Source organism: Crossiella sp. CA198 (assembly GCF_052078295.1).
Lineage (GTDB): Bacteria > Actinomycetota > Actinomycetes > Mycobacteriales > Pseudonocardiaceae > Crossiella.
The window spans coordinates 1-12,209 of record NZ_JBQJIM010000037.1; the positions used below are offsets into that span (position 1 = coordinate 1).

Below are 12,209 nucleotides of genomic sequence, written 5' to 3' on the forward strand. Positions count from 1 at the left end.
CCGCCTCCGCCAGACCCACGCCTACTTCCGCAGCCGAACCACCGAGCAGCACCTCACCACTGCCGCCCCTTGGACCAGCCCCTGGCTACCCGAAGGTTTCGGACAAGACTTCTGGCCAGGTGCTTAGAGAACCGCGCTGGTCATGCGGCTGCACCGGCACTGGAGCAGCTGGGGGCCCGCGTCCAGGTCTGGTGCAGTCCGGCGCCAAGCGGACCTCCGTAGGGTCCGGGACCGACATCGCCTTGGGCTCTGTGCCCAGTGGACGGAGGCGCACCAAGATGACGACCGTGGCACTGGTGGAGATCCACTCCTGGCACAGCTTCCTACCCCTGGTCTCTGGCTATCTGCAGAGTTATGCCCGCCAGGACGAGACGATCGCGGAGCGGTACGAGTTCGAGATCCTGTCCCGGCACACCTCCGACGGCCGGGTCGCCCTGGTCGCCGAGCTGGCCGCGCTGGACAGCGACATCTACGCGTTCAGTTGCTACATCTGGAACGGCACGCTGGTCCGCGAGGTGCTGGAGGACCTGGTCCGGCTGCGGCCTGACGCCCAGTACCTGCTCGGCGGCCCGCAGGTGATGAACCACGGCGAGGACTACATCCCGGCCGGGGCGCACAACGTGGCGGTGTGCAACGGCGAGGGCGAGATCACCTTCCTGGAGTACCTGCGCGAACTGGCGGGCGAGACCCCGGATCTGGGCCGGGTGCCCGGGTTGAGCTTCCGCCGGGACGGCCGGGTGACCACCACCCTGCCTGCCGCCCGGATCAAGGAACTCACCGAGGTGCCGAGTCCGTTCGTGGCCAACCTGTTCACCGATTCGACCTACCACGTGGCGGTGCTGGAGACCAACCGCGGCTGCCCGTTCCGCTGCGGGTTCTGCTACTGGGGCGCGGCCACCAACGACAAGGTGCACCGCTTCGAGATGGACCGGGTCAAGGCCGACATCGAGTGGATCGCCAAGAACAACATCTACGCGGTGATGATCGCCGATGCCAACTGGGGCCTGTCCGCCCGCGATGTGGAGCTGACCGAGTACATCGTGGAGTGCAAGGAAAAATATGGCTTCCCGTACTGGGTGACCATCCAGTCGGCCAAGAACAGCCCGGAGCGGGTGTCCAAGATCGTGGACATCCTGTTGCGCGGCGGGCTGATCACCCGCCAGCCGATCTCGCTGCAGAGCGTCAGCGACGAGGCGCTCACCCTGATCGAACGCAAGAACATCAAGCGGGAGACCTACTCCGAACTCCAGCGCGACCTGCGGGCCCGCAACATCCCCTCCTTCATCGAACTGATCTGGCCGCTGCCCGGGGAAACCCTGGCGTCCTATGTGGACGGAATCGTGCAGCTGTGCCGCACCGGCGCGGACATGATCAACGTGTACCCGCAGCTGTTGCTGCACAACACGCCGATCTATGAGCAGCGGGAGATCTTCGGCGTGGTCACCGAGCGGGTGCCCAACCCGGTGGGCGAGGCCGAACTGGTGGTGCGCACCAAGTGGGTCAACCGGGAGCAGTACGACGAAGGCGTGTGGTTCTGGTACGCGTTGCTGTCCCTGTACGACTCGCGCGGGCTGTACTTCGTCTCCAGCTACCTGGACCGCAAGGGCATCGCGCCCTTCGACGAGGTGTTCAAGGCGGCGATAGCGTTCTTCAAGGAGCGGCAGGACTTCGAGCTGTGCCGCTACATCAAACGTTCGGTGGAGACCCTGGACCACTACGAGTACAGCAACGGCGGCCTGGTGGCGCACCGGATCCAGCACAGCATGCGGCAGGACAACGACCGGCTGATGCACGAGTTCGCCGCCAGCCAGCCGTGGTGGTCGGATCCGACCGTGCGGGCGCTGTTCGAGCTGGACATGGTGGCCCGGCCCTACCCCTACATCGAACCGGTGCAGGAACCCGGGGTGCCGTTGAAGGAAGTGGACATCTTCGAGCTGGGCGAGCACCACATGACGGTGGATCTGCCGCCGCACCTGGTCGCCGAACTCATCGAGCGCAAGCTGCTGGACGACCCAGCGGTCCGCCGGGTCCGCCTGGACTTCACCGGGAAGAACAAGCAGGTCTGCGCGGATGAGGACGACCCGCTCGCCAACGGCCTGTACTGCGCCAACCTGCTGGAGCAGATGCTGGACATGCTGCCCGAATACCAGGTCTGCGACACCGCACTGACGGGAGAAGCCCGATGACCACCCAGGACATGCCTGCCCTGCCCTTCGACCGTCCGACCATCCTGGACATTCCACCGATGCTGCGGACGCTGCAGGCCGAGCGCCCGATCACCAAGGTGCGCACCATGATGGGCGATGAGGCCTGGCTGGTCACCCGCTACGACGAGGCCAAATCCCTGTTCACCGACCCTCGCCTGATCCGCTCGCACCCGGATCCGGAGAACGCCGCCAAGGTCAGCGAGTCGGCGATGATGGGCGGCCCCGTCGGCACCTACGAAACCGAGGACTACGACCACACCCTGATGCGCAACCTGCTCGGCGGTTCCTTCTCCGCCAAGCGCATGCGCATGCTGCGCCCCCGCATCGGCGGCCTTGTCGACGATCTGCTGGACGAGATGGCCAAGAAGACCCCGCCGGTGGACCTGCACCAGGAACTCGCCTTTCCGTTGCCAGTACTGGTGATCTGCGAACTCCTCGGCGTGCCGTATGAGGACCGGGACCAGTTCCGGATCTGGTCCGAGGGCGCCGCGGACATGTTCAACGGCGAGCACTCCCTGGAACAACTCACCGAACTGCGCGCCTACACCGGTTCGCTGATCGAGAAGCGCCGCAAGGACCCCGGCGAGGACGTGATCTCCGACATCGCCCGCGCCTACGACGAGGGCAAGCTCAACATGGACTACGCGGTGGGCCTGGCCACCGGCCTGCTCTTCGCCGGGCACATGACCACCGTGGTGCTGGTGGAATTCGGCACCCTGCACCTGCTCACCTACCCCGAACAGCGCAAGCGCCTGCTGGAGGATCCGTCCCTGGTGGAACCGGCGGTGGAGGAGATGCTGCGCTTCACCGACGCCGGCGGCGGCAACTTCGTCCGCTACGCCCGCGATGAGATCAAGGTCGGCGATGTCACCATCAACTTCGGCGAGGCGGTGCTGATCAGCGGCATCGCCGCCAACCGGGATCCGCGCTTTTGGGAGGACCCGGACACCTTCGACATCTCCCGGGAGACCAACTCGCACCTGTCCTTCGGCAGCGGCAGGCACCTGTGCATTGGCGCGACCCTGGCCAGGGTGGAACTGGAGGCGGTGTTCAGCCGGTTGTTCCAGCGTTTCCCGACCATGGAGCTGGCGGTGCCGGTGGAGGAACTGGAACTCCTGGACAACCTGCTGCCGGGCGGGTTGGTGAGCCTGCCGGTCACCTGGTAGCCATGTAGGCATGCATGGGGGCGAGACGATCGAGCAGCGCGCGGCCGAGTTCCACCGGGTGCACCGGACCAAGGACCTGGGCCAGTGGCGGTACTACGTCGCGGGTGCGGGCGAAACGGTGCTGATGTTGCCCGGTGGCGCGGGCATCGGCATCAGCTGGCTGGACCTCGCACCCGCGCTGCACCCCGCCTACCGCACGATCACCGTGGACTACCCGCCCAGCGCGACCACCCTGACCGAACTCGCCGACGGGATCCTGACCATCCTGGACGCCGAGGGCATTGGCCGGGCGCACCTGGTCGGGCAGTCCGCGGGCGGCATGCTCGCCGAGGTGCTCATCCAGCGTGCGCCGGAGCGGGTGGCCTCGGTGGTGTTCAGTGGGACCGGGCTCTACGGCGCGGAGGACGTGGACCGGTTGGCGGGCAAGGTCGACGACATCCGGAACACGCCGTGGGAGCAGACCATCGACGCCGCGCGGACCGCGTTGCGTTCGGTGTGGCAGGACTCGGCCGAGGGTGAGTTCTGGATCGGCCAGGTCGAGGCGGGCTACCGCCGGTCGGGGCGGGACGGGCTGGCGAACTCCTTGGCCACGCTGCTCGACCTGGCCCGGCACTCCGGCGACCTGCGGCCTGGCTGGGACGGCCCGGCCCTGTTCCTCGCCGCCGAGGACGACCTGTTGATCACCGCGACCCACCGGCGGCGACTGCTCGACCTGCATCCCGGCCACACGCTGCGGCTCTTCCCGGACGGCGGGCACTCACTGCTGCTCACCCGCCCCGCCGACTACCTGGCCGAGGTCCGCGCACACCTGGCGGCCTCGGCCTGACGCCGGGAGTCACACCGGGTACTCGCGGATCCAGTCGATCTCCATGCTCGCCGGCCGCAGATCGTTCTCCTGCGCCAGGTCCAGTTTCATGGTCGGACGCATCGGGCGCGGTGGCAGCCGGTCCTTTTCCGCGGTGTGGAACCACTTCTCGCCGTTGACATAGCCGGTGAGGCCGTGCTCGGTCCACTCGACCGCGAAGTGGTTCCACTGGGTCATGTCGACCGCGCGCTGCGCGTTGTACCGATCCCGGTGTTTCCCGCTGGCCAGGAAGAACTGCGCGCGCTGCCGTTCCGGATCGAAGACCTCCAGGTAGACGATCTCGCCGCCGGCCGGGAAGTCGTCGTTGGCGACCGGCCACAGGGTGAGCAGCGGGCGGTAGCAGGCACAGCCAGGGGGCAGCCGCACCCTGGCCTCCCAGCGGCCGCGGAAGGAACCCTCGGCGCGGCTCAGGTAACCGGTGTTGCCGTTGGTGTCGCCGGTGATGGTCACCAGATCGTCCCGCACGCTGATCTGTTCCGGGACCTGTTGGCCGCGGCCGCCCTGCCCCGGTCTGGGTCCGGCCGCGATCCAGCCGTCCAGACCGGTGCTGAACTCCGCGGCGCGCACCGGTCTGCCCCAGCCGTACCGTTCCGCCGCGGTGATCGCCGATCCGCCGGAGGTCTTCGGCCACCACTGGGTGGCGATCACCAGCCCGGCGGCCAGCACCGTGGTCAGCGCGAGCGAGACGGCCACGATGATCCTGGACCGCCGCGGCCGCCGCCGACCAGTCGCCGAGGGCGCGGGCGGGGCTGTGGCGGCTGGTGCTGGTGCGGGCGGCGCGGACGTGGTCGGCGGTTCCGCCGGTTGCCCGCTGCCCGGCCCGGCGGGCGCGTCGGCCGCCAGCAACCGCTGATGGGCCGCACGCAACGCGGCGCCCGGCTCGATGCCGAGTTCGTCCACGATGACCCGCCGCGCGTCCTGGTAGGCCAGCAGGGCCTCGGCCCGCCGCCCACCCGCGTCCAGCGCGTCCAGCAGGCGCAGCCAGGTCGGTTCCCTGAGCGGGTCCTCGGTGGTCATCGCGCGCAGCAGGCCGATGGCCTCACTGTGCCTGCCCGCCGCGACCAGCGCGTCGGCCAGGGTGTTGCGGGCCGACCAGCGCAACTCGGTGAGCCGGGCCAGTTCGACCTGGGCCGCCTCCACCTCCAGGGACTCGAACGGCTCCCCGCGCCACAGCGCCAGCGCCTCGGTCACCAGCGCCACCGCGCCCGCCGGATCCTCCCCGAGCGCGTCGCCAGCCTGGCCGAGGAGATCCTCGAAGATCATGGTGTCGAGTTCGGCGCGGGCCACGGTGAGCCGGTAGGCGCCGGGCTGCCGTTCCAGGCGGTTGGCGTGCGTGTCGACCGGGGCGAGCAGTTTGCGCACCTGGCTCACGTAACTCTTCAGGTTGCCCGCGGCCGACGGGGGCGGGCCGGCGGGCCAGACCGCCTCGATCAGCTCGTCGTCGGGCACCCAGCGATTGGCGTGCAGCAGCAGGGCGGACAACATCCGGCGGGGCTTGTCCGCGGCGAAGGCCAGCACCTCGGCAGGCCCGTGCACCTCCAGCACGCCGAACACCCGGAACAGCACCCTGGCCCCCTCGACTCCTCCCTGCCCACCCGAGCATGGCACAGCGAAACTATGGCAACCAGTAGTGGCAGGAACACCGCCAGTACCCGGCAATACCGTCCCTGAACGCCCGCTGAACCGCCGCTGCCCAGGGTGGGTGCTCCCCACGGGAGGAAGGCACCCCATGAGCCAGACCGTGCTCCGGTTGTTCGGCCACCTGGAGTTGTGGCACGCGGACCGGCCGCTACCGCTGCTACCGGCCAGGCCCCAGGCCCTGCTGACCGCGCTGACCCTCTGGCGCGGCCAGTGGTGCGATACCGACCGATTGGTAGGGACGCTGTGGGGCGAGCACCCACCACCGTCCGCGCTGATCAACCTGCGCGCCTTCATCTGCCAGTGGCGCAAGCGGTTCAGCCCCCTGGGCACCCTGTCTATCGACAGTAGACGCGGCGCCTACCGCCTCAACCCCGGCGCTTCCCTCCTCGACGTCGCCGAGTTCGAGACCCTGCTCGCCGACGGCCACCACGCCCTGGCCGCGGTGGATCCCGGGACCGCGGCCAACCGGTTCGAGGCGGCGCTGGGGCTGTGGCGGGGCACGCCGTTCAGCGCGCTGGGACTGTGCGCGCTCCCGGAACAGACCCGGCTGACCGAGTTGCGGGACCGCGGCCGCTCCGGACTGGTGACCGCGCTGCTGGCCCAGGACCGGCACGCCGAGGCGGTCGCCGTGTTGCGCCAGGCAGTGGCGGCGCAGCCGTATGACGAGCGAGTGTGGGCACGGCTGGTGACCACACTGGAGGCGGCGGGGCGGCGGGCGGACGCGCTGGCGGCCTACCGGCACATCCAGGAACTGCTGTGGGAGGAACTGGGCATCACCCCGGGTCGGGACCTCCAGACCGCGCGGCTGCGGGTGCTTTCACCGGCGTCCTGACCACGCCACGATGTCCCGGCGAGTTGGCCCAACTGGTACGCCGGGTTGGCTCAAGTGGGCGTGCCAGTTGGCCCAAGTGGTACGGGAGGCGGGTCGCGAGTGCTGCTGCCGAGTCCCGACATCATGGTCATCGGTCCAGAACCCGCTCTGGTTGACTGACCCGATGGACAGTAGGGACGACCGGTACATCACCGGTGCACCAGCGCCGATCTCGGTGGTGACCGGCGCGGGTTCGGGCGTCGGCCGCGCCGTTGCCCGCGAACTGCTCGCCGCCGGCCACCGGGTCGCGCTGGCGGGCAGGCGGGCCGACGCGCTCACCGACACCGCCGCGGACGCCCCGCCCGAGTCGGTGCTCGTGCTGCCCACCGACGTCACCTTGCCCGACTCGGTGGACGCGTTGTTCGCCGCCGTGCGCGAGCGCTGGGGCCGGGTCGACGTGCTGTTCAACAACGCCGGGGTCAACGCGCCCGCCACTCCCCTGGCCGAGTTCGCCCTCGATCAGTGGCAGCGAGTGCTGGACACCAACCTCACCGGCGCGTTCCTGTGCGCCCAGGCCGCTTTCCGGCTCATGCGCGACCAGGACCCACGCGGCGGGCGGATCATCAACAACGGCTCGATCTCCGCCCAGGTGCCGCGGCCGAACGCGATCGCCTACAACGCCAGCAAACACGCCATCACCGGGCTGACCAAGTCGATTTCCTTGGAGGGCAGGGCTTTTGGCATCGCCTGTGGGCAGATCGACATCGGCAACGCGGCCACCGAACTGACCGAGCGGATGAAGGCCGGGGTGCTGCAGGCCGACGGGTCGATGGCGCCGGAGCCGACCATGGACGTGGCGCACGTGGCCGAGGCGGTGCGCTACATGGCCGGTCTGCCCCTGGCCGCGAATGTGCAGTTCATGACCGTGGTGGCCACGACGATGCCGCTGATCGGCCGGGGCTGACCGAACCTGTTGCCCAGCCTTACCAGCGGTCGGCGACCTGCGGTGCGATCAGCTCGTTGTAGACCGCCCGCACCGTGGCAAGGATCTCCGTGTCCAGCGGCGCGAGATCGGCCGCGGCTGCGTTGCCGCGGGCCTGCTCGGCGTTGCGCGCGCCCGGGATCACCACGCTCACCCCCGGCTGGTCGATGATCCAGCGCAGCGCGAACTGGGCCATCGTCGCCGAGTCCGGCACCAGCGGAGCCAGTCGCCGCACCGCTTCCAGGCCGATGGCGAAATCCACACCGGAGAAGGTCTCGCCGACGTCGAAGGCCTCGCCGTGCCGGTTGTAGGTCCGGTGGTCGTTCGGCGCGAAGACCGTGTTCTCGTTGTACCGCCCGGAAAGCAGCCCACTGGCCAGCGGCACCCTGGCCAGAATGCCCACCCCGGCCGCCGCCGCGGCGGGCAGCACCTCGGCCAGCGGACCCAGCCGGAGCATGTTGAGGATGATCTGCACACTGGCCACACCGGGGCGGGCGATCGCGGTCAGCGCCTCCGCCCTGGTCTCCACGCTGACGCCGTAGGCCGCGATCCGCTTTTCCGCGACCAGGGTGTCCAGGTTGTCGAAGACCTCATCCGAGGAGAAGACCGCGGTGGGCGGGCAGTGCAGCTGGACCAGGTCCAGGGTGTCCACGCCCAGGTTGGCCCGGGAACGGTCGGTCCAGGCGCGGAAGTTGTCCAGGGTGTAGTTGGCCGGATCCTGCTCGACCCGGCGGCCCATCTTGGTGGCCACGGTGATCCCGTCACCGTGGGACTTCAGGAACTGGCCGACCAGGCGTTCACTGCGGCCATCGCCATAGACATCGGCGGTGTCGATCAACGTCACACCCGCCGCGGCGGCCGCCTCCAGCACCGCCAGGGCCTGGTCCTCCTCGACCTCGCCCCAGTCCGCGCCGAGCTGCCAGGCGCCCAGCCCCACCACGCCGACCTGCCTGCCGGTCCGCCCCAGAACTCGCTTCTCCACCGTGCGCACTCTCCCTGTTCGAACGCTCAGGCAGAGCATAGGTCCTGTCCCGCGCGCGGCGCGTGTTAGCTTGGTGGTGGTCGTCGGCGACGGCGGCCCCGGACGAGCGCGTCGTACCCGGCTTCGACAAGACGGCGCAGTGGGCAATGTCGGTTACTTGCTGCTGCGAGGTGTCTGATGGCGTGGGTTGTGCTGGTCATTTCTGGTGTTTTCGAGGCTGTGTGGGCGGTCGCGCTCAGTGTGTCCGATGGTCTGCGCAGGCCGGTTCCCACGATCGTGTTCGTGGTGGGGCTGGTGCTGAGCATGGGCGGCCTGGCCTATGCGCTGCGGCAGATCCCGGTCGGCACCGGCTATCTGGCCTGGGTGGGCATTGGCGCGGTGGGCGCGACGGTGTACGGCATGGTGGCCAACCAGGATCCGGTGACCGTGGCCAGGGTGCTCTGCCTCGGGCTGGTCGTGGCCGGAGTTGTCGGGCTCAAGGTGCTGTGAACGCGGGCGGCCGCGCGTGTTCGCCGGTCGGAGCCCTACCAGCTCTCCGCTGGTTGCCAGGCCACACTGTCCGGCCGCTGCCCGCCCAGCTCCCAGAACCGGATCACCGCTCGCTCAACCGCGTCGAACGGGATCACCGCGTTGGCCGGGAACGCCACGGGTCCACCCAGGTCCCGGTACAGCTCAGGTGGGTCGGTGACCGGTTCGGTGGCCAGGCTCATGTACGCCCAGCCTTCCGGGTCTTCGGGGACTTCGCCGAAGTAGGCCAGCGCGCCGAGCTGCCGGGGCACGCAGAAATCGATCTTGAGTCCGTGGTCGGGCATCTCAGCCGGGCCGAACGTGGGCCGCTCGACGATATGGACGGTCGGGATGTGGACATAGTCGGCCTTCAGCAGCCGGGCCAGCGCGCCGTCGATCTCGCTTGGGCTGGTCGCGGTGATCTCCTCAAGCCCGTCCGCGGTCTGGACTTCGAACGACGCGGTCCAGGTCATCGCATTCCGCCCTTGCCCTTGTAGATGTGCTTGCCCAGATCATCATGTACTTCCAGGGTATAGCCGGTGGGCAGCACCCAGGCCAGCAGCCGATGACAGCCGTACATGCCCGTGTCCACCTTGTTGTTGATCGCCAGGGTGAGGTGGCTAGTGCCGCTCGTTCGCATCCGCCAGGCCACCTTGAGTTCCACATGCGTGATGGTGTCCACCCCGCCACGGAACCGTGGCGGGATCAGCCGTTGCCGGCCGAGAAACGCACCCAGCTCGGTGGAGACGCCTTCTTCGGTGCCGCTGACGACGGCGTGGGTGATGCCATCCTGGTCGACGTACTCGCCGTGGGTCTGGCCGCCAGGTCTGCGCGCGGGCAGCCGCGCCCGTGCGCGGGTGGACCACTCCGGGTCGACAGGGACCGCCGACCGATCCGCACTGCGGGGTGGCTGCCGGGTTGCCGTGCCGGTGGCGACCGCGGGCGGGACAGCCGTGCCGGGGGCCGGTCCGCTCAGCGTCGTGATGATGGTGTTGCCCAGGCCGGTCACCCGCTGACACAGCTTCAGGTCATCGAGCACGCGCTCGCGGGCCTTCTGGATCGGCGGAACCACCTCGTCCCAGCCGGACCCGCCGACCAAACACTCGTCACTCGTGTTGATGGCCTCTTCCAGCGCGTCCGCGGCCTGCCCCAGCGCCGTCGCGCCGTCCTCGACCTTGGCCAGCGCCTGTCGCACTCCGGCGATGACCTGCGCGATCGTCGGCCCACCCACAGCAACCCCCTGCTCGACACCGTCTCATGGTGGCATCGAGGACCACCGTGACAAGGTGCGGTGAACGCGGGCGGCCGCCGTGCGACGGCCGCCCGCGTCCGGGATCAGCCGGTCGGGAACTCGTCCGGAGTCCGCATGCGGTCGCGGATCCAGACCCCGGCCGGCTTCAGCACGCCGGTGCCGGTGAAGTTGCTGCCGGCGCAGGTGCCTGCCTTGAACACCGCGCCGGAGCGGCTGTCGTCGGAGAAGTTCCAGTTCGTCCAGCCGATCTTGTTGGCGGCCAGGAAGTCCAGGTACTTCTGCGAGTAGGCGAAGTCGTTTCCGCCGTCGCCGCTGGAGGTCTGGGTGCCGAACTCGGTGATGAAGATCGGGATCTTGGTGGCGGCCCGCTGGAGCGAGTTGAAGTACTCGTCGTGGTGCGAGGCCGCGTAGAAGTGGAAGGTGTACATGAAGTTGGTGGCGTTGATCGGGTTGTTGATGATGTCGGACTCGTCGCGGCCGTCGGAGATACCGAAGGAACCCCAGCCGTGCGTGCCCACGAAGACCACGCCGTCCGGGTCCTGCGCGCGGATCACCGGGATCATCTGCTCCGCGTAGGTCTTGATCCTGGCCCACGCGGTGCCGTTGGGCTCGTTGGCGATGTCGTAGATGATGTTGGTCTTGTCCTTGTGCCGCTGGGCGATCTCGGTGAAGAAGGTCTTGGCCCGCGCCAGGTTGTAGTTCGGGTCACCCGGGGTCAGCTGGTGCCAGTCGACCAGCGCGTACATGCCGCGCTTGGTGGCCTCCTCGATGTAGCCGTGCACCATGTCGGTGAACTTGCGCGGGTCGGTCTCGTAGCCGCCTTCCTGGATATACATGGCGATGCGCAGCACATCGCCGCCCCAGTCGGTGGCCAGCGCGTCCAGCGAGGCCGTTTTCACGCACTGGCTGTACCACTGGATGCCGTGCGTGCTCATGCCGCGCAACTGGATCGGCTTGCCGTACTGGTTGCACAGCTTGACGCCGCAGACGCGCAGCTGCCCGTTGATGTCGGCCGGGCGGCCACCGCCACCACCCGTGGAGGTCTTCACCTGGATGCTCGCGCTCCAGCCGGACAGGTTGCCCGCGGCGTCCTTGGCCCGCACCGAGAAGGTGTAGCTGGTGTTCGGGCTCAGGCCACCGACGGTGGTGCCGGTCTCGGTCGGGTTGCCCGCGGTCACACCGTCACGCTGGACCTCGTACCCGGCCACGCCGACGTTGTCGGTGGCGGCGTTCCAGGCCAGGGTGACGCTGGTGGCCGAGACCGCGGTGGAGCGCAGATTCCCTGGGATGGTGGGCGGTTCGACGTCCGGCTCACCGCTGCCGGTCTCGGCGTCCAGGCGGTCCAGGTTGGGGCCGCCATTGGCCGTGGTCGCGGTGCCGCGGATCTTGTTCGCCCCGGCGGTCAGGGTGACCGAGGCGGTGGCGGTGCGCCAGGTGGTCCAGGCGCCCGTGCCGGGGAAGGCCAGCCCGCTGACCGCGGCCGTGCCGTTCACCGTGATGTTCAGCGGCCGGTTGGCCGTGGTTCCGTTGGCGTAACGGAAGATCAGCGTGGCCGGTCCCGCCGTGGCGGCGTTGACCGTGAACTCCACGTAGCTGCCGGTCTCGTTGTCGTAGTTGACAAAGCCGGCGCCGGTGAACCCGGCGTGGTTGGACTCGACCACGCCGTTGGAGATGGTCGCGGTCTCGGCCTGGTACTCGGCCGGGGCCGGGGCCGCGCTGGCCATGGCCGAGGTTGGCGCAACCATCGCGATGGCCGCCAACAGGGCGAATAATCGAGGGCGGAGTGCCACTTGTGC

At 69.0% G+C, this 12,209-nt stretch carries 11 protein-coding genes, 1 pseudogene and 1 riboswitch; of the genes and pseudogenes, 7 read left to right on the plus strand and 5 right to left on the minus strand.

Annotated features, from left to right (window positions below; translation table 11 throughout):
• From ACTOWY_RS39985 to ACTOWY_RS40000, 4 genes and pseudogenes are all read left to right on the plus strand, one after another.
• Nucleotides 1-127, plus strand: a pseudogene (locus ACTOWY_RS39985) (IS630 family transposase); the annotation flags it as partial.
• A 151-nt stretch (nt 128-278) separates the two neighbouring features.
• Complete coding sequence (locus ACTOWY_RS39990; protein ID WP_441314808.1) at nt 279-2,186, plus strand: B12-binding domain-containing radical SAM protein; 1,908 nt, start codon at nt 279-281, stop codon at nt 2,184-2,186.
• A complete protein-coding gene (locus tag ACTOWY_RS39995; protein WP_441314809.1) occupies nt 2,183-3,373 on the plus strand; it encodes a cytochrome P450 in 1,191 nt (396 codons plus the stop codon). Before ACTOWY_RS39990 ends, ACTOWY_RS39995 begins: the two co-directional genes overlap by 4 nt.
• 10 nt (nt 3,374-3,383) lie before the next feature.
• Complete coding sequence (locus ACTOWY_RS40000; protein ID WP_441314810.1) at nt 3,384-4,199, plus strand: alpha/beta fold hydrolase; 816 nt, start codon at nt 3,384-3,386, stop codon at nt 4,197-4,199.
• A 9-nt stretch (nt 4,200-4,208) separates the two neighbouring features.
• Here ACTOWY_RS40000 and ACTOWY_RS40005 read toward each other — a convergent pair whose 3' ends face one another.
• Nucleotides 4,209-5,804, minus strand: coding sequence for a BTAD domain-containing putative transcriptional regulator (locus ACTOWY_RS40005; protein WP_441314811.1), 1,596 nt, complete (start codon nt 5,802-5,804; stop codon nt 4,209-4,211).
• A 163-nt stretch (nt 5,805-5,967) separates the two neighbouring features.
• Between ACTOWY_RS40005 and ACTOWY_RS40010 the strand changes: the two genes are divergently transcribed.
• Together ACTOWY_RS40010 and ACTOWY_RS40015 are read left to right on the plus strand one after the other, a co-directional pair.
• Nucleotides 5,968-6,711 (plus strand): AfsR/SARP family transcriptional regulator, encoded by a 744-nt coding sequence (locus ACTOWY_RS40010; protein WP_441314812.1) that lies wholly within the window; start codon nt 5,968-5,970, stop codon nt 6,709-6,711.
• A 163-nt stretch (nt 6,712-6,874) separates the two neighbouring features.
• Entirely contained in the window at nt 6,875-7,654 is a 780-nt protein-coding gene (locus ACTOWY_RS40015; RefSeq protein ID WP_441314813.1) for an SDR family oxidoreductase, read from the plus strand.
• A 19-nt stretch (nt 7,655-7,673) separates the two neighbouring features.
• Here ACTOWY_RS40015 and ACTOWY_RS40020 read toward each other — a convergent pair whose 3' ends face one another.
• Complete coding sequence (locus ACTOWY_RS40020; protein ID WP_441314814.1) at nt 7,674-8,654, minus strand: aldo/keto reductase; 981 nt, start codon at nt 8,652-8,654, stop codon at nt 7,674-7,676.
• A gap of 76 nt (nt 8,655-8,730) precedes the next feature.
• A riboswitch (guanidine-III (ykkC-III) riboswitch) is annotated at nt 8,731-8,795 on the plus strand.
• Between the two features lie 36 nt (nt 8,796-8,831).
• Here ACTOWY_RS40020 and ACTOWY_RS40025 point away from each other — a divergent pair.
• A complete protein-coding gene (locus tag ACTOWY_RS40025; protein WP_185005597.1) occupies nt 8,832-9,143 on the plus strand; it encodes a DMT family transporter in 312 nt (103 codons plus the stop codon).
• Between the two features lie 35 nt (nt 9,144-9,178).
• Here the strand turns inward: ACTOWY_RS40025 and ACTOWY_RS40030 are convergent, their stop codons facing one another.
• From ACTOWY_RS40030 to ACTOWY_RS40040, 3 genes are all read right to left on the minus strand, one after another.
• Nucleotides 9,179-9,634 (minus strand): Imm1 family immunity protein, encoded by a 456-nt coding sequence (locus ACTOWY_RS40030; RefSeq protein ID WP_441314815.1) that lies wholly within the window; start codon nt 9,632-9,634, stop codon nt 9,179-9,181.
• Nucleotides 9,631-10,392 (minus strand): DddA-like double-stranded DNA deaminase toxin, encoded by a 762-nt coding sequence (locus tag ACTOWY_RS40035; RefSeq protein ID WP_441314816.1) that lies wholly within the window; start codon nt 10,390-10,392, stop codon nt 9,631-9,633. The genes ACTOWY_RS40030 and ACTOWY_RS40035 overlap by 4 nt, the downstream gene beginning before the upstream one ends.
• Nucleotides 10,393-10,496: 104 nt before the next feature.
• Complete coding sequence (locus tag ACTOWY_RS40040; RefSeq protein ID WP_441314817.1) at nt 10,497-12,137, minus strand: cellulase family glycosylhydrolase; 1,641 nt, start codon at nt 12,135-12,137, stop codon at nt 10,497-10,499.
• Nucleotides 12,138-12,209 lie beyond the last annotated feature (72 nt).

Bases quoted from the DNA above. Each gene is read 5' to 3' on its own strand.
- ACTOWY_RS40010 (WP_441314812.1), top strand. From the start codon at position 5,968: ATGAGCCAGACCGTGCTCCGGTTGTTCGGCCACCTGGAGTTGTGGCAC.
- ACTOWY_RS39990 (WP_441314808.1), top strand. From the start codon at position 279: ATGACGACCGTGGCACTGGTGGAGATCCACTCCTGGCACAGCTTCCTA.
- ACTOWY_RS40040 (WP_441314817.1), bottom strand. From the start codon at position 12,137: ATGGCCAGCGCGGCCCCGGCCCCGGCCGAGTACCAGGCCGAGACCGCG.
- ACTOWY_RS40000 (WP_441314810.1), top strand. From the start codon at position 3,384: ATGCATGGGGGCGAGACGATCGAGCAGCGCGCGGCCGAGTTCCACCGG.
- ACTOWY_RS40030 (WP_441314815.1), bottom strand. From the start codon at position 9,634: ATGACCTGGACCGCGTCGTTCGAAGTCCAGACCGCGGACGGGCTTGAG.
- ACTOWY_RS40015 (WP_441314813.1), top strand. From the start codon at position 6,875: ATGGACAGTAGGGACGACCGGTACATCACCGGTGCACCAGCGCCGATC.
- ACTOWY_RS40025 (WP_185005597.1), top strand. From the start codon at position 8,832: ATGGCGTGGGTTGTGCTGGTCATTTCTGGTGTTTTCGAGGCTGTGTGG.
- ACTOWY_RS39995 (WP_441314809.1), top strand. From the start codon at position 2,183: ATGACCACCCAGGACATGCCTGCCCTGCCCTTCGACCGTCCGACCATC.